Annotated in this window: 19 protein-coding genes; 13 read left to right on the top strand and 6 right to left on the bottom strand. The window is 44.0% G+C overall.

Annotated features, from left to right (window positions below):
- The first annotated feature begins 25 nt into the window (after positions 1 to 25).
- From ACQ5BJ_RS21055 to ACQ5BJ_RS21025, 7 genes are all read left to right on the top strand, one after another.
- A complete protein-coding gene (locus ACQ5BJ_RS21055) occupies positions 26 to 853 on the top strand; it encodes a hypothetical protein (RefSeq protein ID WP_430112233.1) in 828 nt (275 codons plus the stop codon).
- Positions 850 to 1218 (top strand): hypothetical protein, encoded by a 369-nt coding sequence (locus ACQ5BJ_RS21050; RefSeq protein ID WP_430112231.1) that lies wholly within the window; start codon positions 850 to 852, stop codon positions 1216 to 1218. The genes ACQ5BJ_RS21055 and ACQ5BJ_RS21050 overlap by 4 nt, the downstream gene beginning before the upstream one ends.
- 70 nt (positions 1219 to 1288) lie before the next feature.
- Positions 1289 to 6670: a polymorphic toxin-type HINT domain-containing protein gene (locus ACQ5BJ_RS21045; protein ID WP_430112229.1), complete on the top strand. Its 5382-nt coding sequence runs from the start codon at positions 1289 to 1291 to the stop codon at positions 6668 to 6670.
- A gap of 24 nt (positions 6671 to 6694) precedes the next feature.
- On the top strand, positions 6695 to 7075 hold the full coding sequence (locus ACQ5BJ_RS21040; RefSeq protein WP_430112227.1) for an Imm8 family immunity protein: 381 nt from the start codon (positions 6695 to 6697) through the stop codon (positions 7073 to 7075).
- Between the two features lie 711 nt (positions 7076 to 7786).
- Positions 7787 to 8305 (top strand): hypothetical protein, encoded by a 519-nt coding sequence (locus tag ACQ5BJ_RS21035; RefSeq protein WP_430112225.1) that lies wholly within the window; start codon positions 7787 to 7789, stop codon positions 8303 to 8305.
- A gap of 174 nt (positions 8306 to 8479) precedes the next feature.
- Complete coding sequence (locus tag ACQ5BJ_RS21030) at positions 8480 to 9664, top strand: hypothetical protein (RefSeq protein ID WP_430112223.1); 1185 nt, start codon at positions 8480 to 8482, stop codon at positions 9662 to 9664.
- A gap of 44 nt (positions 9665 to 9708) precedes the next feature.
- Positions 9709 to 10047 (top strand): hypothetical protein, encoded by a 339-nt coding sequence (locus ACQ5BJ_RS21025; RefSeq protein WP_005548781.1) that lies wholly within the window; start codon positions 9709 to 9711, stop codon positions 10045 to 10047.
- Between the two features lie 144 nt (positions 10048 to 10191).
- Here the strand turns inward: ACQ5BJ_RS21025 and ACQ5BJ_RS21020 are convergent, their stop codons facing one another.
- Complete coding sequence (locus ACQ5BJ_RS21020) at positions 10192 to 11910, bottom strand: hypothetical protein (protein WP_430112221.1); 1719 nt, start codon at positions 11908 to 11910, stop codon at positions 10192 to 10194.
- Between the two features lie 226 nt (positions 11911 to 12136).
- On the opposite strand from ACQ5BJ_RS21020, the gene ACQ5BJ_RS21015 reads away from it, so the two are divergent.
- From ACQ5BJ_RS21015 to ACQ5BJ_RS20995, 5 genes are all read left to right on the top strand, one after another.
- Positions 12137 to 12760 (top strand): hypothetical protein, encoded by a 624-nt coding sequence (locus tag ACQ5BJ_RS21015; RefSeq protein WP_005548773.1) that lies wholly within the window; start codon positions 12137 to 12139, stop codon positions 12758 to 12760.
- A gap of 54 nt (positions 12761 to 12814) precedes the next feature.
- Positions 12815 to 13399 carry a TetR/AcrR family transcriptional regulator gene (locus tag ACQ5BJ_RS21010; RefSeq protein WP_171415928.1) on the top strand — a complete coding sequence of 195 codons (585 nt, stop codon included), beginning with the start codon at positions 12815 to 12817 and terminating at the stop codon, positions 13397 to 13399.
- Between the two features lie 207 nt (positions 13400 to 13606).
- Positions 13607 to 14065 (top strand): hypothetical protein, encoded by a 459-nt coding sequence (locus tag ACQ5BJ_RS21005; RefSeq protein WP_430112219.1) that lies wholly within the window; start codon positions 13607 to 13609, stop codon positions 14063 to 14065.
- Positions 14066 to 14795: 730 nt separating this feature from the next.
- A complete protein-coding gene (gene hflX / locus ACQ5BJ_RS21000; protein WP_268598798.1) occupies positions 14796 to 16070 on the top strand; it encodes a GTPase HflX in 1275 nt (424 codons plus the stop codon).
- 240 nt (positions 16071 to 16310) lie between these two features.
- On the top strand, positions 16311 to 17708 hold the full coding sequence (locus ACQ5BJ_RS20995; protein WP_430112217.1) for an erythromycin esterase family protein: 1398 nt from the start codon (positions 16311 to 16313) through the stop codon (positions 17706 to 17708).
- Positions 17709 to 17737: 29 nt separating this feature from the next.
- Here the strand turns inward: ACQ5BJ_RS20995 and ACQ5BJ_RS20990 are convergent, their stop codons facing one another.
- The 5 genes from ACQ5BJ_RS20990 to ACQ5BJ_RS20970 all read right to left on the bottom strand — a co-directional run bounded on the left by ACQ5BJ_RS20990 (position 17738) and on the right by ACQ5BJ_RS20970 (position 21072).
- Positions 17738 to 18286 (bottom strand): DinB family protein, encoded by a 549-nt coding sequence (locus ACQ5BJ_RS20990; protein WP_005548766.1) that lies wholly within the window; start codon positions 18284 to 18286, stop codon positions 17738 to 17740.
- Between the two features lie 18 nt (positions 18287 to 18304).
- Positions 18305 to 19069 (bottom strand): effector binding domain-containing protein, encoded by a 765-nt coding sequence (locus tag ACQ5BJ_RS20985; RefSeq protein WP_430112215.1) that lies wholly within the window; start codon positions 19067 to 19069, stop codon positions 18305 to 18307.
- A gap of 62 nt (positions 19070 to 19131) precedes the next feature.
- The gene (locus ACQ5BJ_RS20980) at positions 19132 to 20082 is read right to left on the bottom strand and encodes a helix-turn-helix transcriptional regulator (RefSeq protein ID WP_430112213.1); all 951 of its coding nucleotides are present in this window, start codon (positions 20080 to 20082) and stop codon (positions 19132 to 19134) included.
- A complete protein-coding gene (locus ACQ5BJ_RS20975) occupies positions 20079 to 20711 on the bottom strand; it encodes a DJ-1/PfpI family protein (RefSeq protein ID WP_430112211.1) in 633 nt (210 codons plus the stop codon). The genes ACQ5BJ_RS20980 and ACQ5BJ_RS20975 overlap by 4 nt, the downstream gene beginning before the upstream one ends.
- A 91-nt stretch (positions 20712 to 20802) precedes the next feature.
- Positions 20803 to 21072, bottom strand: a complete 270-nt coding sequence (locus tag ACQ5BJ_RS20970; protein ID WP_430112209.1) for a YciI family protein — start codon at positions 21070 to 21072, stop codon at positions 20803 to 20805.
- Between the two features lie 355 nt (positions 21073 to 21427).
- Here ACQ5BJ_RS20970 and ACQ5BJ_RS20965 point away from each other — a divergent pair, with 355 nt between their 5' ends.
- Positions 21428 to 23719, top strand: a complete 2292-nt coding sequence (locus tag ACQ5BJ_RS20965; protein ID WP_430112207.1) for a hypothetical protein — start codon at positions 21428 to 21430, stop codon at positions 23717 to 23719.
- The last annotated feature ends 216 nt before the right edge of the window (positions 23720 to 23935 follow it).

Genomic DNA, 23935 nt, shown 5'->3' with positions numbered 1-23935 from the left:
CGAGTATAACGACATCGACGGGTTAATGACAAACTATGAAACGCACATTAACTCTGGTGAAGCACTTTACTTTATCGTGAATAAGGGAGAACAGAACAATTATTGTGACGGTACATATTGGGACCCAAGCATCTCCTATTTAGACAAGAACACTTCATTAGCCTATTCTGCCTCTGAAGGATTTAGTGGCGTTCAAGGACAGAACAATTGGTATTATGAGGAGGGTCAAGGAAGTGCTTTTTCATTTCTGAATTGGGATGGGAAGGATCAAGTGTGGAAAGGGAAAAGTCAATATTCGCTCATAGGGCGTTCTTTTCAACATCCAACCGATCTAAGCTCTGTACGAACTTGGAATGCACCGGAATCCGGACTGATCCGAATTTCGGGAAAGGTGGCCAAGGAGAACACGAAGTGCGGAAATGGAATCATTGCATCCATCCAGAAAAACAACAAAGTCGTATGGTCAACTCTTATTCAATTTGATGATGCAGAAGGCCTCCAAGTCCAACATGATATAACCGTTCATGTAGATGATAAGTTGCGTTTTCTAGTAGCTTCGAATGAAAGTACGGATTGTGACGGTACCTCATGGGATCCCCGAATAACTTATATGCTACCGAGTGCTGATCTAACTTACTCTTCTGCATCTGGATTTAGCTCGGCACAAGGGCAGTCCAATTGGTATTATCAAGAATTAGAGGACTCCCAATATGAGGATTTAAAGTGGGACTTCAACGAAAAATTGTGGAGAGGAAAATATCCATTTTCGATCGTTGCACATAGGATGCAGCATCCTGATAAGGCTGATTCCGTCCGAAAAGGGTGGCTCCAAAGTCAGGTTCGGTACGTGTGAGTGGACACGTATCCAAAAGTAATACAGCATGTGGCGATGGTGTCAAAGCAACCATTTTAAACGGCTACAATGCAGTTTGGCAGGCGAAGCTGGATTATAACAATGATGCTGGGGTGGATCATGATACCGTACTGCCGATAAGCGAAGGCGGAGTTTTATATTTTGTAATAAATGCGAACGGTACGAATCATTGCGATAGTACGAATTGGACGATATCCATCCATTATGATTCTGAAGCACACGCGACGATATATTCATACGATGCTGGCAACAAGTTGGAAACGATAACATCTCCAGATGGTAGAATCATTTATCATTACTATGATGCAAATGGCAACTTAATTAGGCGTGAAAAGAGTAAGTGAATGATGTAAGCTCTATTCATTTAATTAAGGTGTTTTTTGATACATAAAAACATTGAACAGGAGAAGCAGCGTGAAGAAGTATATATCACTAATTTTAACATTTATTTTAGCGTTTACGAGTATACCACTTACTTATGCTCAAGAAGTGATGTCATCCGATGCTGAGCTGTCTAATCTTTCAGTTACTGATGCAGTGTACAGCCAACAGCCTAAGGATCTAAATCCGCAAGATATTATTACAGTTTCATCAGTAGCCGAAAAATTTCAAGTTGATGGCGATTGGGTTTATGGTGAAGTAACCAAAGGATACCTGCTGCACCATATCTATGAGGGGCTGCTGGAGAAGCAGCGCGGAGGCTCGTACGAGCAATATATGAACCGCTTGTATCCTAATATTTCGCGAAATGCCTCAGAACAGCAGCCTTCGGTAACGACAAGCGTGTATGATCATTTGTCGAACGTGGAGAGTGACGGGGATGTTAAGAAAACAAGCGTTACGGACTCTGTATATGAGGTTCCCAAATTTCGTCGCTCTAAGCGATCCGTGTCCTCTTCGAACTATGATAGCTTTGCATTGAAGCAAAAAGAGCTAAAGTTTGATCAAGCGCCATATTCAGTCGGGGACGCCGGCGAGAGTATTTCGACAATCGATGGTTCTCTGCATGTAGAGCAAACTGATCTCGTTCTTCCCGGGCCGAATGGTTTGGACTTCGAATTGCGTCGCGTGTACGATAGTTCGCGCGGTAAAGATGATATTTACTACAGTGAGGCAAGACATAAACAGTTGCCCCGCAAGCCGGAAGAAGAGCGTCGTTCTTCGCTAGGAAAAGGGTGGATGTGGGATATCCCTTATCTTAAAGTAGCCGAAGATCAAAAATTTCTTTATCTTCCCCAACGCGGAACATTCGCGATAGATGGATACGATATAGTGGGTAATCCCTTCAGAGATTTGAGTTTTGGTCCGGTTTACGACGACAAAAAAAATGACGCGCCGAAAGGATCTCGATATATTCTTGGCGATTACAATCAGGGATTAGATTACTATTTTGATGAAGACGGCCTGCTTTTGCGGATAAATGACCAAAATAATAACTGTCTCGACTTTACCCATATTGGAGATGAATTATTTAGAATAGCTGCTTCGACCAAAGCAGGAAAAGAGAAGGGGAAATCCAATTATCTCTACATTCGAGACATGGGTAATCACGTAGAAGCAGCGGTAAAATATACAGATCCTGCAACGAATCAACCCAAGGAACAAGTCGTCAAATATGTGAGAAAAAAGATTACCCTAAATGCTGAAGACCGATATATATTAAAAGAGGTCGTTGATTCAGTAGGGCGAATCACGACTTATTATTACGAAATACGTACACTGCCATCCAATATTCTTCCGGGATACAGTATGTTTAATAAAAAGGAAGATTTCAGCGAACAAATGCTCTATTGGGGAGTAACCGATTGTGTAACGCTGGGGATGATCGAGCATCCGACCAAAGCACAGTCCCAGTTCACTAGTTCGTCCGAGATCCGCAAGATAGGTTTTTACGCGATTGAATACCAGGTCGTATATAACGAACGCAAACTGCTGTATAGCACGAATACGGGTGCTACCGTTGTCTCTAATCGGCAAACCGTTACATTTCCAGAAGATTTCGGAAAGATATTCGGAAATGTTACCTATAATGTTAGGGTGGATGATGGCCGTACCATCACTAATCATAACTATTCTGTCAGTTACAGAGAAGAATATGAAAGAATGAATGAGGGGAACTACTACACTTTTACGTTAGATCCACCGATTCTTTATCATAATAAAAGTGAAACGACAGCAAAAGGAAGCAATGAAAGCAAGAGCGTTACCTATAGATATAATGAAAATTCGGATAGGAAAATGCTGCATTCCAAGCCCATTTGGATTTCGGAAACCAGTTACGGAGCTTCAGGCTCTTCTACGAGAACGACAAGTTATAAATATGATGAATTCGGAAATGTCATTGAGGAGACTAACCCTCTAAACGTAACCAGCAGCTATGAATATAAGTACATTCCTCAAGCTCAGGCTCAAAAGCTGACGAAAATGACTACGGCTGTTGGCCCTCAGTCCGACCTGATCGCCCAGTATGAATATGAAACCGAGCATGGTGGTCTTCAGCAGACTACTCTGCAAGACGGTCAGGGGCGGTTATTGAATCAAGTTCGCTATGAGCGCGACGTGCATGGCAATCCGACGACGATTCAAATCAAAGGCGATAACGCGAAGGACACCGTCATTCGGCAGGAGTTCAATGAAATCCATAACTATATGTTCCCGAATAAGCAATCGGTAACGGTTAAGGATGCGGATGGCGTGTCCGGAGAGTTGACGACAGAGGCCAGATATATTCCCGAGACTGGCATGCTGTATCAATTTGTGGATGGCAAAGGACAGGCCATCACCTATACGTATGATGATTTGAATCGTGTAACTGCGGTAACTAATGCTGACGGGTCACAAACCAAGATTGAATATGACGACGTGAACAATCGTATAGTAGTCACGGATGCAGCCGGACAACAAACGGAGCGATTCTTTGATCCTTTCGGACGATTAATCAAGGAAACGAATGGGCGAGGGACGGCAGAGCATCGTTACAACGAATATGGCGATTTGATTTCCAAGGGAGACTCCAACGGTTCGGCCACCCAATATGAATATGATGCCTGGGGACGTGTCATAGCTGAACAACCGGGGTATTTTGCTGCTACGCGTTATCAGTATGATGACGGCGCAAATACCAAAACCGTGATAGACGGAACAAACAATCCGATTAAAGAAACGTACGATATTCTAGGCAGAGTGACATTGAAGGAAGAGCTCAAGCCATCTGGAAATGTAGTGTTGGCACGTTACAAGTATGATTATGCAGGAAATGTAACGAGTTCAACCGATGCTAACAATAACGTGACCAACTATGAGTATGACGCATTGGGGCGTCTGATAGCCGTTACGGACGGAGAAGGCAAAACGACTCGCTACCAATATAATTTGCTGGGTGATATGGTTGAAGTCAAATATGCGGATGGTAATACCGTTCAGAAAAAATATGATGAAATCGGTCGCTTGATCCAGCAAATCGATCCAAGCAAGCAAAGCAAAAAGATGTATTATGACGCGAACGGCAATATTGCACGGCTCGTGGACAAAAAAGGACAAACGCAAGAATTCGAGTATAACCAGCTTGATTTGTTAACGAGCAGCAAGGCTTCGGACGAGACGATAATGTATCAGTATGATGCGATGGGAAGACGAGTATCGATGTCCGACGGTACGGGAAAGACCCAATATGCCTATTATCCAACGGGCGAATTGGAATCGATTCTGTATCCGGATCAAACGAAGCTGAGCTTTGACTATGAAGCACGCCAGTTGCGCACCAAGCAAACGGTTACGACATCTAACTTTGCCCTGACGTCTAATGTAGATTACCTATATGAACAGCCGACTCCTACGAAGCTAAAGGCACTGGATGGAAGCGGCACGATCCTATCGGAATTTACATACGAATTCAACCCACAATCCAAGCAGCTTGCAAAATTTAACTCTTTAAACGGATATAGCGAATCATACAATTACGATGGATTCAATCTGTCAGGTATTCAACAGTCTCAGAACAATGTGCAATTCGGACAGTATGCGTACCAGTACGACAACAATCGCAACATTGTAGCGAAAAACGACAATGGATCGACTTTCCAATTCAGCTACGATCCACTGAACCGGATCAAGACATCAAGCCAATTCAATGAGGCCTATACGTACGATCAACGGGATAACCGCAGCACGTTGCAAAGTGATCAGGTACCGGATATCAAGGGAGCTAACTATGCATACGATAGCCGCAACCGCCTGACCCAAGTAACGACGGAAGACGGCAAAGGCGTTAGCTATCGCTATAATGGGGACAACCTGATGGTAGAACGCACCGAAGGCGGCGTGACGACTCGTTATTATTATGATGATCGGGCAAAGATTGTCGCAGAAGGCAAGGTAGAAGCGAACGGCAGCGTCACGATTACGGCAGCATATATTCATGAATCGAAAGGTAAGCTAATGGCCCGTCAGGTTCCGGGACAAGATATGCACTACTACGTATCCAATGGACACGGTGACATTACCGAAATCCGGGATGCGCAAGGAAATGTACTGAACCGTTACACTTATGATATCTGGGGCAACCCATTGACCCAAGAGGAGCAAGTACCGAACAACTTCCGCTACTCGGGAGAGTATTGGGATGCGGCAACGAATTTGCAATATTTGCGTGCAAGATGGTACGATCCAAGCATCGGACGATTTATTAATGAGGATACGTATGAAGGGGAACTGGGTAACCCGCTGAGCCAGAATTTGTATGCGTATGTAAAGAATAATCCGTTGAAATACGTAGATCCGAGTGGACATATTGGGATACCGATGGCACCAACACCTGCAATGACGTGTGCAGCGAGTCCGGGACAATGCAAGACGATTCTAAAAGGACAGGCCGAAGCAGGTAAAACATTGTTAGTTGAAGGAGCCAATTTTTTAATACTGGATGATGTAAATACGCTTTTGAATCCTGATGGCTCTTTGAATGAAAAAGCCCTGACTGTAGCTTCTTTTCTGCCTTGGGGAAAAGTATTAAAAGCTGGTAAAGTTGGATCTAAAGTTAGTAAAGCAGTGAATTCACTTGCAAAGTGTAATTGTTTTACAGCAGGGACGAAGGTATTAACAGACGAAGGGGAGAAGAATATCGAAGACATTGAGGTCGGAGATAAGGTTCTTTCCAAGAATGAAGAAACAGGCGAGACTGCGTATAAGGAAGTTACGCATCTTTATCGAAATGATAAGGAAGTCATCTATGAACTAACAGTAGGTGACCAGGCCATTGAGACAACCGACAATCATCCGTTTTGGGTAGAAGGTAAAGGTTGGGTATTAGCGGTAGACTTGCAAGTGAAGGATAAGCTACAGCAGAGTAACGGAAATACCTTAACAATTGACAACATTAAGATTGTAAAGCATGATGAGAAAGTTAAGGTTTATAACTTTACTGTTGCAGATTTCCATACTTACTTCGTAAGTGAATTGGGAATTTGGGTTCATAATATTAACAGTTTTTGCGGTACAGCTTCTGACCTAGCAAATATGGCTAGAAACTCAAAAAAATCCATTGATGGATTAGCGGGGGCAAAAGTATCCGCAAGCCTTGTAAATGATGCTGCTCTTGATTTCGTAGGAAAAGGTGCTAAAATACAAAAAATTGATGGTGGAATGTTATACATTAGTAAAGACGGGTCGAGATCTGTGAGAACTGGAGTAAAATACGGTAAGAGCAAAAAACAAGGAACTACGGTGTATGAAGCTAATTTTGAGACATTTAATAGTAAAGGGAAACAACTTACTAATTATCATGTCGACATCGAATAAATTAATTAAAGAGAGGGTGAGTATATGGTAGTTCCTGTCCTAAAGAGAATATTAGTTCGTGGAGAAGCTGAACAAAAAGATGATTTCGTACTTCCTGCGAGCGCAGATATAGGGACCGCTGATTCAGAAGGAGTCGATTATTTTTATTTTAGGGTAATGACACCTAAAAGACTGCTTGCTATTTTAGATGAAGATAAGATAATAGATGGCAGAGCGACATTCATTGTAAATGAATTTGATTTGACTTTAGTAGAGAAGGAAATTAATAAGATATTAGAGGATTGTATCCGACCTACTTGGGATGAAGTTGCAAAAGCTATTAATCGTTATTTAGATTGGGAATATGATAACATCCAATATGAAACACTTGAAGAAGCAATGGAAAGACTAAATAAGAATAATTAATTTCTAGGGCCTCGAAGGGTTTGATTACCTTCGAGGTTTTTCTTACTTATTCACCTGAGCTGACGTACGATAGACAGCGTTCAGGATCGTAACCGAATTCAAAGCATCTGAGGTTCGGCTTTTTCAAAAATTAAGCTTTTATCTTCAAGCTAGTAAAATCATACAAACGAAACGTATTCAGCTATATTCCAATGAAGGTATAATCTATGAGAATAGATTATAAGGAGCGTAGAATATAAAGAATTGTGTCAAATTTTATGGGGGGTTAAGATACGGGGGAATACTACATACGGCTTACTTTAGAAAAATGAAACTGGTAACGGCACGAGCATGCCCAAAGGAGTAATGCATACATTCTTATAAGACGTACCGGTATAACAGGAGCAACATCTTACATTGAACATTCAGATTGCGATTTTCGAACTTAAACAATGCCAAGGTGCAGGTCATCCTGAATTATTTCGATGTGAACAACAAGTTAATGGGAAACGATGTGCCATTCGAATAGCGGAAACACGGACTGGCTAAGTGTAAATGCATAACCTCCGGTAAAGCGGCCGAGAAAGAGTGCATTTTAACACCTTTGCGGTAGAAGATACCGCATTAGGTACAGTAACCGTAGATCCGTTACGCTTCTAAGTAAAAAGTAGCACGAAAGAACAATTGTAATGTCATACAGTAAAGAAAGTATAAAAGAAAGGTGATCGTAAAATGAATGAATGCATAAAAAGAGTGGCTTATCTTTTTCTTATAAGCATGTTATACTTTACAATTTCATGTGACAGCTATGTGATGGCTGGTATATCTCGTGATTTAAACGATTTTAGTAACGTTATAGAGTCGTTCGAGAGAGGAGACCTGAACCAAACAAATTACATAGCGGGAGCCGGCAGGATAACAAGCGACCCGCAGCAAATCATCACGGGAAAGCATTCTGTGTATGTGGAGTCCTCTCCAAAAGAAGAGTGGAAAGATGCAATTTATACTAACAAGAATAAAGTACAGTTTGAAAAAATTACAACCTATGCGGTGATGTTTTCTTATAAGAGCATAGTAGAGCCTGTACAAGGAAATAATAATGGTTATTTTTATTTTACGGCCAGGGGAGTAGGATCGGATTTTAAAAGCGATAAAGGGTGGACGGAATGGACAGGACAAGCGAGTAAGACGGGAACGAAGACGATTACCTTTAAAACAGGAGAGGAAGAAAACTATTTTCTCGTCGTATGAGGAATTCATAATGGAGGATCGTTATCCCTAGATGATATTATAATAAAAAAAGATGAGTATCAGTATGATGCTAATGGAAATTTGATGTGACGTGAAAATAATTTTAGAAGGGATACGTAATCATGAAAAAAACGAAAAAGGGAGTAATCCCCTTTTTGATTGTAATTATTAACCATGATCCAGTCAGGACTCATATATGCAGAAAATATAGATTATACATATGATGAATCAAACCGATTGACGCAAACCGATAAGATTCAATTTATATATGATAACAACGGTAATTTAGTAGAAAAGATGAAAATATATCGTGATAATGAGATCCCCTATGTTGCATCTAGTGATTTCTCATCGAATCAAGGAAGAAATCATTGGTACTATCAAGAATGGGATGGAAAAGAATATAAAAGTTTAGAATGGGATGATGCATTAAAACAGTGGAAAGGAAGTCAGTATTGGCTAAGGGTGGCTCGTGAGTTTCAACATCCGGATGGTAATGATTCGGTTCGAAAATGGGTAGCCCCGAAACGTGGAGAAATCAAAATAATGGGGAAGGTAGCAAAAATGGAGGGCCAAGTACTCGGGGATGGCGTTCAAGTGAAAGTAATGAAAAATGAAGTCCAAATATGGCCCTCTTCCGGTTGGCAAGAGATAGCATTCAATGATACTCAGGGCATAGATGTTAATATAACGACAGAGGTAGAAAAAGGGGATTCTATCTTTTTCATAGTTAATCAAAAGCAAACAATTGATTATGATGGAACATATTGGGATCCTAAAATCACATATATTACGTCTTCTGCAATTAAAGAGTTTTCTTCAATACAAGGGGACGGTAACTGGTATTATCAAGAATGGAATGGGAAAGAGTACAAAGACCTGACTTGGAATGCTGACCTAAAGCAATGGCAAGGTAGTACTTTCTGGCTCAGAATAGCTAGAGAGTTTCAGCATCCTGATGGTAATGATTCGGTACGAAAATGGGTAGCCCCAAAGGATGGTAAAATAAATATTACCGGAAAAGTCGCAAAATTAGAAAGGCAAATATATGGGGATGGGGTACGTGTAAAAATAAAGAAAAATCGTACTCAGATATGGCCAACATCAGAATGGAAGGATATAGCATGTGATGATACGAAAGGCGTGAATATTTCTTTAGTGACGGAGGTAGAGAAAGGGGATTCCATTTATTTTATAGTAAATCAGAATCAAACGATCGATTATGATACCACCTATTGGAATCCAATGATCATGTATATCCCTTCTGTTTATAATGGTTCAAAGGGGAATTCTCGACGATCCAAGGCAAAGATAATTGGTACTATCAAGAGTGGGATGGGAAAGAGTATAAGAACTTAACGTGGAATGATGAGCGTAAACAGTGGCAGGGGAGTTCTTATTGGTTGAGAATTGCTCAAGATTTCATGCATCCAGATGGAAACGATGTTGTACGAACCTGGGTTTCTCCGAGAAATGGGAGTCTTCAAATTACGGGGAACGTAGCAAAACTAAAAGGGCAAGTTCTTGGTGATGGGGTTCGCGTAAAAATTATGAAAAATAAAAGCCAAATTTGGCCTGTAACCGGATGGCATACAATTTCAAATGATGATATCAAAGGGAGCGATATAAAAATCTCAGTAGAAGTGGAAAAAGGGGATTCTATATATTTTATTGTTAATCAAAATCAGACAATGAACTATGATGGGACTTCATGGAATATTACGTTGTCCTTATTCCCATAAATTGATTTAACATCCGATGTCTATGTATTTTCATAAGGAGCAGTAGTCATCATCCTAGTGAGTATAGGTAATATTGGAATACAGAGAAGGCTGATCATTAGAAAGAGGATTCTCCTTCTCTGTATCGTGTCTCGAAGCGAATTGTTAGTTCTTTAATAAGAATGTTCCCTCTGCATAGTTTAGGTTCATATCATCTATAATTACCGAAGCGGTACCTTTGCCATTCACGCCAATGATGTTAACTTGAACGGCAGCTCTAACGGCCCCCTGGGGAACGACTCCGTTCGTAGACAGAGCGAAGAACTCACCTTTCGTATCATCGTTAATACTGCCGCTAGCGGACCACCCAACGACTTTGCCATTGGCATCGTAAAACCCAAGAGTTAGATTCACTTTAGCATTGGAAATCTTTTCGACATTAATATGGCTATGAAGAACGTAATTTTTGCCTTGCTCGACAGCTACCGTCTGCATGAGGCTCATGCCATTGCCGTTTAAAGAGGAGGCGTCCATTTTTTGAGCACGCTTGCCGGCCATTATTTTGTTTTCCTCAATCCCGTAGGTTCCGATAACTCCGTCTTCCGCAAAATTCCACCAGCCATCTGCCAATCCAGTTGAACCTGTGTAGCTCTCAAACCCACTATTGGCCAAGAGATTAGGTTCAGTTGAATAAGTCAAATGCATGCCATCGACAACGATCGAAGCGGTTCCTTTGCCATTCGATCCAATGATGTTAACTTGAACGGCAGCTCTGACGGCTCCCTGAGGAACGACTCCGTTCGTAGACAGAACGAAGTACTCACCTTTCGTATCTTCATTAATACTGCCACTAGCGGGCCACCCAACGACTTTACCATTGGCATCGTAAAACCCAAGAGTTAGATTCACTTTAGCATTGGAAATCTTTTCGACATTAATATGGCTATGAAGAACGTAATTTTTGCCTTGCTCGACAGCTACCGTCTGCATGAGGCTCATGCTTTTGCCGTTTAAAGAGGAGGCGTCCATTTTTTGAGCACGCTTGCCGGCCATTACTTTGTTTTCCTCAATCCCGTAGGTTCCGATAACTCCGCCTTCTGCAAAATTCCACCAGCCATCTGCCAATCCAGTTGAACCTGTGTAACTCTCAAACCCGCTATTGGCCAAGAGATTAGGTTCAGTTGAATAAGTCAAATGCATGCCGTCCACAACGACCGAAGCGGTACCCTTGCCATTCGATCCAATGATGTTAACTTGAACGGCAGCTCTGACGGCCCCCTGGGGAACGACTCCGTTTGTAGACAGAACGAAGAACTCACCTTTCGTATCTTCATTAATACTGCCGCTAGCGGGCCACCCTACAACTTTACCATTGGCATCGTAAAACCCAAGAGTTAGATTCACTTTAGCATTGGAGATCTTTTCGACTTTAATATGGCTATGAAGAATGTAATTTTTGCCTTGCTCGACGGCTACCGTCTGCATGAGGCTCATGCCATTGCCGTTTAATGAGTAGGCATCCATCCTTTGAGCACGCTTGCCGGCCATTACTTTGTTCTCTTCAATTGCGTAAGTTCCGATAACTCCGTCTTGTTCATAGTTTCCCCAACCATCTGCTAGTCCATAGCTACCTGAGTAATACTCAAAGCCTCCATTTTCCAACAAATTAACTGCTGTTTGTTTTGTTTTTTTTAACAAATTTCCATTAGCGTCGTAATCATACTCGTACTGTTTATCTTCTTGTTTAACCAGCTTTACTCTCCCGGACGAATCATATTTGTATTTTACTTCTTCAGCCAAGGCTAGTTGTTGGTTGAAGAAAATAAAAATAAAAATAATTAATAGTGATAGAAAAACAATTCCATATTTTAAAAAAATTTTCATGTACGACTCCTTGTAAGTTGAATTAGTTGATTTTATTTTATGAATAACTCTAGAATAACTCTATTGTAGATAAAATCTAATGCGGAATACAGAATAGATTTGTAATCATTTCTATTGTATGACAACATACACTGTCACCCTGCATTGACAGCTCATTTTTTGCGTTCTAAAATGATAATATGAAACTATATTAGTATTAAAAGTTTCAAAAAAGGGAGGGGTTTGCATGGTATGGATTAAGAAAAAAGATGTCGTAATCGCTACATTCCTTTCTGCTTTTCTCTTTTTGCTCTTTTGTTATCTTAGCTCAGGGTATGAGTTAATCGTCACCTTTGCCCTTGGTATCGTGTTTGCGTACTCGATTTTTATTACATTGTATAGGAGGAAAATTGAACCGAGTGAACCATTGCAAATACTGCCGTTTTTCTTCGGTGTTTTAGCTTGGCAGTTCATTCATTTTTCCGAAGAATTCTCTACTGGATTTGCGACTCGCTTTCCTCTCATCTATGGCGGCGAACCTTATACTGCGCAATTTTTTGTTGTGCTGAACATGGTCTCCTATTCCTGCTTCGCTCTTGCTGCTATCTTTGCTTTCATCCGGCGCAAGCCTGTTCTTCTTATTCCCGTTTTGTTTTTTACCGCCTATGGTGCGCTCGGCAATGCGATTGCTCATACGACGTGGAGTCTTTATTTCGGCGAATATTTCCCCGGCTTGTATACGGCTCAAATGTATTGGGTTCTTGCACCGCTGTTGCTTCGAAAACTGACAGGGAACGGGAAGGTGACCCTGCTCCTGATCATTCCTTATGCGGTCCTGCTACCGATTGCTTTAATTGCCGCTCTTGTTTAGAATGTACATAATTCATTGCAGTAGATATTATCTTTCTGGAAGAGGATACCTGATATGAGTAAAAAGACGGAAGCGAGACTGCTACACCATGCTTCATCCCAGTTCTTTCGGCACGGTTACTCCAATCTATCCGTGGACGATCTCGTGCAGGGGATTGGCATGAGCAAGGCTACGCTTTACCGCTATTTCGATTCAAAATACGACTTGCTGGAAATTGTGATCGAGAAGCTGTTTCAAGAAATCGAGACAGACATTCATGAGCTGCTTGCAAGCAAGCAAGAGCCTGAAGTGAAACTGCGCACCTTTATGGCCTTGATGGTAGAACGTCTAAACGGTATTGAGCGATCCGCGATCGAGGATATACAGCACAGTGTGCCTGTTTTATATGAGAAATTTCAAAATTTGCGCAAGCACGTCATCATTAATCATTTGGTGAAGGTATTAGAGGATGGTGCCGAGCAAGGCTATTTTCGGAAGAATATCGATCAAGGCGTTGTAGCACATATTATCTTTGCAGCGATCGAATCGTTGACCGATACCGATTATCTGGCTGAGAGCCGCTACCGTTTTTCTGAAATTTTCGACATGGTGCTAACGATTGTCATGTATGGAAATGTTGTAGGCACGTCGGAGCGCTGACGATTATTTTGTATATATAACTACTTACTTTACCATTGAGCGATTACTCGGAGCACAGGCAGGAGGCCTGTGTTTTTTGTTTTTAGCCAGTTGAGAAACTGTTACATTCGTTTCTGAAATGTAAATCATTGTATTACAGGAATATTTCCCATTACAGAACGATATTGTTATATTGTTACAAAATTAATTGAAGTGGAGTGGATACATTTGAAAAGAGCATTTGCTTTATTGCTTGCGATCTCGTGCGTTGCCATGCTTTCTCAGACTGCTTTTGCGCAGACGAGTTCTGATGCAATTCACGGATCGACCCCAGCGGTTTCTCAGGAACAGACTGCTTCAGACAATGTAATTTATCGTTTTTGGCATCGTTACCTTAATAAAGAAGGCACGATGAGAAAGGTAGAGGGAACCTTCACGCTTAATACGACATATACGATTACGTTCCGCGTGTTCCAAAGCCCATCCGATAGCTCGAACAATGGAAAACCGATCTACTCACACTTCATCCTGCACAATAATAATAACGGCAGCTTTGTCCCGATTAATGTCAACGGAACATTTAGCACTCCGTCCATTACGTTATCGCCGGGTACATACAGCATGTATTACGAGAATAAATCCGATTTTCTTATCGATTTCGACGCCTTTGTCCTTAGCTCTAGTTAGTTGTATGCATCTAGGAGAATAAGATTTGTGCAGATAACTACTTGCTTCAATACTTTGGCTGTGTTAGGATGAGGATAACTTTGACAGAACGGAGGGTTCACAGTGGTAAATAAGGCAACCAACTTCCGCTTCGGAAGAATCCGATTGAATGCATGTGTCACTAACTGAATAGTGCTCATAAGCTCTGCCTGTGTGCAGAGTAATCGGGATTGGTCTGCCTTGTTGCTACGGAACCGTATAGGATTGGTTTGCGACAGAAGAGGGAGGAGATCGTGCCTGCCCTCTTTTGTTGTGCCCATAATGCCCGTCTGCTGCTGATGAAGGGGAGAACTGCTTCTCTTTCAGCTTGAGTAATGGTGCGTCTTCGCTTGTTTGTCGATCCGTTTTTGGATTTCGGGATCTAGTGGAAGCGTATCTTATGAAGTGTAAAGGTGTGGAGGTGTAGAAATGCGCAGTCGATGCGCAGTCGCACCTGCATGGCAGCAGGTTAGGGAAGTGCCGTATCCAGCGATTCGAATGGGAACGCGGTTCCTGTAAGACAGAATACCAACATTCTGTTATAGGGACACTCAATCAGGCTGGCTGGATGTTGTCCGACAACCAAGGATGCGATCCAACAATTGAACGATTACTCGGAGCACAGGCGGGAGGCCTGTGTTTTTTTGATGCACCAAGCTGTATGGAAGAGATAACGAATTGAACTGAACAGAACATTTGGAGGAATGAATATATGGAACAACTAACCATTGAATTACAAAAAGCCGTGCTTGTCGGTGTAAATATGAATCATCAGCCTGACTTTGATTATTCGATGGAGGAATTGGCGAACTTGGCTGGCGCCTGCGATATTCAAATCGTTGGCAGGGTAACGCAGAATTTGAGCCGCCTTCATACATCGCATTATATTGGCACAGGCAAGCTGCAGGAAATTACGATGATGCTCAATCAGCATGCAGCCAATCTTGTTATTTTTAATGATGAGCTGTCACCGTCGCAGCTTCGCAATCTTGAAGCCGATTTGGACTGCAAAGTCGTAGATCGCACGCTGCTTATTCTGGATATCTTCGGACAGCGTGCGAAGACACGCGAGGCACAGCTTCAGGTTGAGGTGGCAGAGCTGCAATATATGCTGCCGCGCCTTGTTGGCCTGCGTGAATCGCTTGGCCGCCAAAGCGGCGGTGTCGGCACGAAGAACCGCGGGACGGGGGAGACAAAGCTTGAGTTGGATCGCCGCCGGATCGAAGAAAGAATTACGACTATGAGCAGAGAGCTGGAAGCGCTCGTAGCGCATCGCCAAATTCAGCGCAAGAAACGGAAGAAGACGGAAATTCCAGTCGTTTCGCTTGTCGGTTATACGAATGCGGGCAAATCGACGGTTATGAATGCGCTCGTAGAGAAGTTTACAGGTTCGCAGGAGAAATTCGTGTTCGAAAAGGATATGCTGTTCGCAACGCTGGAAACGTCCGTCCGCAACATTGAGCTGGAGGATAACAAAGAGTTTCTGCTTACAGATACCGTTGGCTTTGTCAGCAAGCTGCCGCATCATCTCGTGAAGGCATTCCGCTCTACGCTGGAGGAAGTGCGAGAAGCTGATCTGCTCGTGCATGTCGTTGACTTTTCCAATTCGGAGTACGAGCAGCACATTCACATTACGAATGAGACGCTGAAGGCAATCGGTGTAGAAGATATTCCGATGATTTATGCTTATAACAAGATCGATTTGAAAGAGGGCGAAATCCCGGAATCACAGGACAATTCCTTATATATTTCAGCCAAGGGCAAGCAGGGGCTGGATGAGCTAATCGCAGCGATTCGAGGACAGGTATTCCGCAATTACGTAAAGTGCGAAATGCTCATTCCGTATCATGAAGGGCAGCATGTTTCTTACCTGAACGAGCATGCGCATGTGCTTGCGACCGAATATGAAGAACAGGGCACGAAGCTGGTTCTAGAATGCAAGCAGAGCGATTATCAGAAGTTTGCACAATATGTGCAGCCATCTTAAGCGGCAGCAATGACTATCTCTTTTTGCAAGTGAAATAGACAGTAACGATTGTGTCTCTGAGGCGATCCTTAGGCAGCTTAGCTGCTTAGAGGGTCGTCTTTTTTATGGAACTGATAGGGACTCACCTGTTATCGTATCGAAAAAATTGAAAGAGAGCACAAATTGTCAAAAAGGCTAGCAACGGAATCCGTATGATGAAGATAATAAAGAAACGATGCGCTAAGAAGGGGCTGTAGTTAGATGAATAGAAAAGAAAGCAAATGGGGTAGACATCGCTTTTTTTGCTCACTGCTCTCCTTGATCATGCTTGCGTCTGCTTTTACGCCGGTTGCTGGAGCCGGGGGGATAGCAAGATCGTATCAAGTCGCACTGTCCGAGTGGAAACATTGGGCGGTGGACCATGCTTATGCAATGAGCAAAATACAACCGGAACAATGGTCTTCGAGCGGTGGATGGATCGAACAAGGTAAATTTAGTGATCTGGATATGCTAATTCCGCTGCTGGCTGACAAGCGAATTGTCTATTTGGGCGAAAATTCGCATGGAGTTGCTGAATTCAGTTTGGTCAAGACGCGCATGATTCAATATTTGCATCAGACACTTGGATACAACATCGTTGCCTTTGAGAGCGGATTGGGCGATGCTGCGCTAGCTCAAGGAGAAATGAAAAAGAGTGCGGCTCAGCAGACGATGAAGCGTTCCATATTCGGCGTCTGGTGGACAGAAGAGACGAAGCCGCTGTTCGAATATATGAAGGCAACGCATGCAAGCGAATCTCCGTTGCGGCTTGCGGGCTTCGATATCCAGATGCAGTCCTCGCTCTTCAATCATGCGGATTGGATACCAAGCAAGTCGCTGAAGAACAAAGCGCTGCAAGCGGAACAGGAGGTTCATAAGTGGAGACTGAGTAAGGATCTGGACGGGTTCCGCAAGGCGAAGCCTGAGTTAGTTAAGGTATACGAAGAACTGCTGCAAGCCGTGGCGAACAATGCAGACGCAATGAAGCGTGAATTTCCAGATGAGCCGCATATCGTCAAGCTGATGAAACGCGCACTGCAGGATCGCATCCGGGTTATTCAGGAATTCAATGAGCTGTGCATTCTGTCCAATCAATTGACGGAACAAGGAGATTACAGCGGAGCGCAGGCCATGATGGAATGGCGGGATCGGGCAATGGCTAGCAATTTGGCATGGCTGGCTACAGACATATATCCGGAAGAAAAGATTATTGTATGGGGACATAACGGTCATATAAGCAAAGCCCAGTCTCTTATCTCTTCCATGCCGAAGAGTATGGGAGAGCTTATGCCTGAAGCACTGCAACAGGAGAGCTATGTTATTGGTTTGTTTATGGGCGAAGGGCAAGCAGCCGAGAACACGAGGGAACCTATTCAGTTGAGCCCCATTCTTCCCGGATCAATGGAGGATATTTTGGCCGCTGCAGGACAGCCATATACATTTATGGATTTGCGCTATCGGGAAAATGAGCGGGGAAATTCGTGGATGTTCGAACGGATGATTGCTTCTTACCAGGTGATGATGCCGTTCCCGCTGGAGCTGAGACGACACTTTGATGGCGTGCTGCTAATCAAGCAAGTGAAGATGCCAACCTATTTGCCGAGCACAAATCAATTCTAGAGCAGCTATTAAGTCAAACGAAAAACGCCCTATCTAAGGGCGTTTTTGTTATGGTATTGAGTTTGTCGCGGCATGAATTTGTCGGAGTGCTCCATGTGTTGCAATACCGATTCAATTTGTTTCTTATGATGGCTGTCGTGAGCGTTAAATTCATGAATGACGTACAGCAAAGAATAAGGGATGCCCGTGTATGGACATGTTGCTTCTCCATTTGCGGGAACCTGCTTTGCAGCCATGTCAGGATCAGCTAACAGTGCTTCAACGAGCTGATGGCGCGTTTGCTTGAACTCTTCGAGCAGATGATTTTGAGATACCCCAGAATTGGCATAATCATAAGCAAGCTTATTAAACGGGTCAAAATCAGGAAAGAGCATTCCTTCCCCGTTCTGAATCGCAGGGATGACGGTGAAGAGCAAGTGCTTATCCCAGTTCGTAAGATGCGAAATAACTTCAGCAACAGTTGCTTTACCTTCCGCAATCGGTTGTGACCAGACACTCTCATTAATTTGACGCAAGGTGTCGGTCCACTTTGTAAATTGTTTATACCGTAGAATGGTTTGTTCGTCTAACGCAATCATATTCGAAGCCTCCATTCTCTATTTTATTGCAATATAAATATCAACCTGTGCATCCTGCGGATTGGCGCTGCGCTCGTCATAACGCTCGAAATCTCCGGTAAAGGTTCGCTCTTCGCCTGAAGATAGCGACCATTTCCAGATGGACTGCCAAGCGCGGGCAACAACCTCGGTAACAGGGCCGCGTTCTGTCGTGAAAACGGCATACTTGGCAGCCGGCACCTCCGCGACTTCCAATCCTGCTGGGGCATCTGCGCTCAAATCAATGGAAGCACCTATGAGCATCGTATATTCGCCCATAGCCCCATTCTCATAGTCGCTGTAGTAGCCGTAAATGGTTCCAGGCTCTTTGACATTGGGAATACGTACGGCAATCTGCTCTGACCAGAACTGGCCCCACAACGGTCCCAGCTTGCCATTGCCGCTCATTTCATTGGCATTCGTTGTACGCGTTGCAATCCCGGCAAGTTTCATCGCACCCAGTTCTACAATTCGGTTTGGTTGGAGTGAAGCGGCTGCAGCTCCGTTCGCGACGTTCCAGCGCTTCAAGTCCGGCAGGAATTGCTGCAACATCGTACGGGCAGTCGATTCTTCCATTCCATCCAGCACCATAAATGGCACACAGATGTCGATCATCTCTTCAAGTGTAATATCGGGATTTGTGAATGCTCCATCCTTGTAGCAGTGAATACAATATTCACGAACTAGCTTGTTTTCCTTATTCGTTCCGAACTGATTCTCCTGCTCCATCGGCATTCCACAGCTTTGGCATATCATTTGATTCATGAATGATCACTCCTGTATCGTTGATGGCTTCATTATAAAAAAGAGAACCTGACAACACTCTGTCAGGTTCCATTTTGCGTTTCATATTTTTCAACAATACGAGCCGCGATTTGGTTGATATGCTGTCGAATGAACTGCGGTTCAAGCACTTCGACATGATTGCCAAAGCTCAGAATAAAGCCGTATAGCCAGTTGTCAACCGGGAACGGAACAGATGCCACTACGGTGCCTTCGACGTCTTCCTGCAACTCCTCCACGCCGAACCATTCTTCCGCCATATGACGCACCTCAGCATCGAAGCGAAGGACGACCCTTTCCGTACGTTCCGGGGCATGCCACTCTTGATCCCATGGAAGGTCATGAACAGCAACCTCCTGCCGCTCGAAGATCTGGGCTTCTACGTGCAGGTCTTTCATGCGGAGCAGCTTGAACAGGCGGAACTGATCACGCAGCCTGCAGTATGCATACAGATACCAACGCTGTTGTTTCAGTACAAGCGTATAGGGTTCAACGGTGCGGACGGATACCTTCCCGCCGGCGTTGCAATAGGTAAACGTGACGGCATGCTGCTGCTCAATCGCATTTTTCAGCCTCAACAGCTTTTGCTCCTGCACGCCATTGCTGCCCCAAGGGGAGAAGTCTACTAAAAACTGCTGCGTCTTCAATTGGAACTGCGCTGAATCTGCTGGCGGTACAATGCTGCTCAGCTTCTCAACAAGCAGTTCATTGTCGCTGCTTGGGTGGGAGGAGGAGATGCTTTGCAGCGCAGTCACAATAGCGGCAAGCTCATCGTTCGTCAGCAGGTTTCGATCAAGCCGGTAACCTTCCGCCAGACCGATGCCGCCGCCGGCTCCTTGATACGTGACGATGGGGATGCCAGCTTGGTTGATCGCGTCAATGTCCCGATAAATCGTTCTTACGGATACCTCGAAGCGGTCAGCCAGTTCCTTGGCCTGAACCAGCTTGTGATTCATAAGGAGAATGACTATGGATAGCAAGCGATCAATTTTCATGTTGCGCTGCTACTTGAGTCGAATACAATGTCGTATTCCATATCTTTCGCAGTTGTTCGGGCAACCTCCGCGCCAAGAAGCTGCTGGACAAGGTAGAAGGCCATATGGATGCCAGCGGAAATGCCGCCGGATGACACGATGGAGCCATCTGCAGCAAACTTTACATCTCGTACGACTTCAACCTCTGGATACTTATTTGCTAACAGATCATAACTGGCCCAATGCGTCGTTGCACGCTTCCCATTCAGCAGGCCTGCCTCCGCAAGCAGCAGTGCTCCTGTGCATACTGAGGTCATATAATCGACAGTGCGCATTCGCTCCTGAATCCATTTGATCATGTGCGGGTTATGGAGTTCCCGTTTTCTTGCTCCGAGCCCTCCAGGGACGATGACGATATCAAAATGCGGCGCATTGCAGAAGCTGAAGTCAGGAACGACCTTCAGTCCGTTACGTGCGGTAATCATATTGCCGTGCTCCGATACCGTGCGCACTTGAAATGGTTTTAAGGCAGTCGTGTCAGGATCTTGATCGGGATAGGTTGTAACTGACAGCACCTCGAAAGGGCCTGCAAAGTCCAGCACCTCAACATCATCGAATAACACAATTCCTACATTCCATTGCTGATTCATACAAGTTCATCTCCTTCCTAATATAGAAGAACATGCCCGCACCGGGGCGAACCAGTGGGGCATGATTGCGAATAACGAAGCATGAAGCGAATTATGCCTGAACGAGCTGGAGCTTCCATTCGCACAAGTCCAATTTGCGTACGCCTTCTTGTATATAAGGATCGTTCTCGGCAAGTTGCTTGGCTTCCTCTAAATTCTCGGCAATGTAAATGACCATGCCGCCTGATCCGTCACCAAACGGCCCCTTCGCGAATACTTTCCCCTCTTTGCCGAGTTGTTCCAAGTATTCTAAATGATTTGGGCGATACGTCAAGTTTTTACTTTCGTCCTGCATTTCCAGAATTGCTGCAAAATAGGCCATGTTGAATACCCCTCCCATTGATTCCCTTAGTGTGTTCTTTGCATTCATTATAGCAAATGGATGGGCTTGCGACAGTTTTTCTATAATTCGACAATTCGACGAAATTAGCTTAGAGTTGACGTCAAGGAATACAAATCGACAGCATTAGAGGAAGAAAGGCGGTCTCAGCGCGGAAAAGGGCGATTACTTTTCTTGCAGGAGCAGTTGAAATCTACGTTCTCTATGATATAAATTATAATAATAGCAAGTGTTAATTTAGAAATCTTATTTTATGAAAACTCTTCTTAGGGATTACATCGAGTTCAATGAACGGCAGATGAATGACATCTTGACTTTTATCCAGGGAGGGTTATCAATGCGAACTGAATTAGCCGAAGAGGTACAAAAGTACAAAGATTTTATAGAAGAAGAGCTGACCCAAACGATATCAATGGATAAGCTGGTAGCTCTATTTAAGGAAATGTCGAGTGCGGCAAGGCGAGAAATGGCGATAGACCTGCATTTACCCTCGGTTCGCACTTCGAAAAGTATGCCCACCATATTATTTATTAAAGAGATTCGCAAATACGTAAAATCAAGACAGGATCATTTTAATCGAAAATATACACTAATCACGTCAATAATCAAGCAACTCATGGTCATCTTAGAAGAGGAAGATGAAAATAGTCTGGAAGCGTTTCTTACACGGCAGGAGTCCATTGTGGCAGAACACGGCTTTTGGCATTACTATTGGTCATTGTATTTTCATCCAGGCAGAACCGAGCAAGAGTCACTTTGGAACCAGGCCATGGAAGAGTTGGAGAGTAGGGAAGGATTAATTACAGAATTCCCTGCTGAGGCTGTGTTGCATATGGCAAGTGAACCATCCTCTCTATTAGAAGAAGCAGCACTGGCTGTTGATACTTCTGAACCCTCAACGGAATTGGAACACCGATTGATAGAAATGAAGAAGAAACTGAATCATGAAGCACATTTGCGCAAGCAGGCGGAGAACGCGCTAGGCAAGACGGAGAAGCAGATTCATCGCTTAAATCGTCAACTGTCTGATACAGCACTCCAGCTTCAGCATGTCGAGCAGAAGCTGAAGCAAGTGCAGCAGGACAAGGATGTACATATTCAAGAATTAGAAGCGCAAATCACACAGCTTCACGAGGAGCTTCGGCTGAGCCGTCAAGAACGGAGCAAGCTGCTGAAGGAGTCTGAGTTGATGCAGCAAGAGATTGCTGGCAAGGAAGAACAGACGGAGTCCATTCGTCATGAATTGCATAGCCAAGAGGAGAAGCTGACACAATTGCGCAGGCAGCTTACTGTGCTGCGAGCGGACAACGATGAATTGAATCGGCAGTGCATGCAGTTGAAAAAATCCGCTGCCGCCGCAAAAGCGGAAGTTCTGCGTCCTAAGTCATTAACCTTGTCGGTTCAGGAATTGATTCAACTGTTATATGCCGATGTGGAGGATACACTTCATGCGGCTCGCCACGCAGCCATGCATTCTGGCAAGGACGGAAGACAGAAAATCCGTATGTCACTGGAGCTCATTGATGAGCTTGAGCAATTTATAGAAGAGCGAAGTGAGCACTCTCCTGAACGGTCTGTTACACCTCCAGAGCATTCCCATTCTGGCAAGGCACAGCCGGAAGGTCAATTGAATGTTGTGCAGGAACATCAAAGACATGAATCGATCCCATATGCAGAGTCGGCATGTGCGTTAGAGAGCAGCGGTACAGCGCTTTCGGAGCGGGAAGCAGGTAGCAATTTTACTGAGCCCTATGCAATAATGGCTACGGATGCAGAACTGTCCGACGAGACAGACGAGAGCGGAGTGAATGGCACGTTCTTCCGCCGTGATCATGGCGGCTACATTGTATTGGAGACCGGTCAAACATTCAACATTACGGAAAGTCTAGTGCTTCAGCACCAATTGCAGCATGAGGCTGGTGTGCTGTGCCGTCCGAAGCAGCATGATCCAACGCAGTACGATATTGAACTGCTCCTGCAAGGAGATGACAGCAACAGCTCTATTATTCAATATGATGGCTATGTACAGCTCGGAGAGCATTTCACCTGGTACTGTGTTGACCTGAATGATCCACAGAGCCGCTTCCCGCTGCATGAGCGGGATGTGGCCATTCGTACGCCGAAGGATGGGGATCCTTGCTCATTTAACGTAGAGATTGGGAAGCAAGTAGCACGATTATCCCGCTTATATCGGGCTCAGCCTGGATTAGAACTTGAAGCGAAACGCACAGCAATGAATGGGAGCCAAGGTCAAGGCGGAGCTGGAGCGCGTGCAGCGAAGGCACAGGCGAAGAAGGAGTACGAGAAACCAGAGCCATTCCTGAAAGGGCATCAAATTACCATTGTCGGCGGACTCAAAAAATGGTTTGAAGAAGTGGTTGCAGAGACAGGGGCCGAACTGGTGCATGAGAATGGGAAAAATCCGAAACGGATCTTCCACGATCTGAAGCGCTCATCCGCATTATTCCTTTTGCTTACGGCAACCTCGCATCAAGCCTATTGGGATTGTGTTGAAATCGCGAAGCAGAATCAGATTCCGTTCTATTTCATCGAGGGCTCCAAATCGAATCTGCGTCATCTCCTATGGAGTCATCAAGAGCAAATCATTGCGCATGCCAAGGCAAATTAAATAGAAATGGCAGGAGAGGGAGTAGTGCCCTCTCTTTTTTTATGGGTAAGTGCGATTCTTTTCCTATATGAATCTGCATGTCTCATTAATCGCGATGAGACAGTGGAGGCACAACTTTCAAGTCAGGTTTGATGAATGAAGAACTGAAATAGCATGGAGCTGCCTCCCCATGCTATTTTAGTTTTTTATTGATATAGTGAAGGAAAATAGTATCTA

Source organism: Paenibacillus sp. B1-35 (assembly GCF_050474385.1).
Classification (GTDB): domain Bacteria; phylum Bacillota; class Bacilli; order Paenibacillales; family Paenibacillaceae; genus Paenibacillus_B; species Paenibacillus_B alvei.
This window is presented reverse-complemented; position numbering and strand designations above follow the sequence as displayed.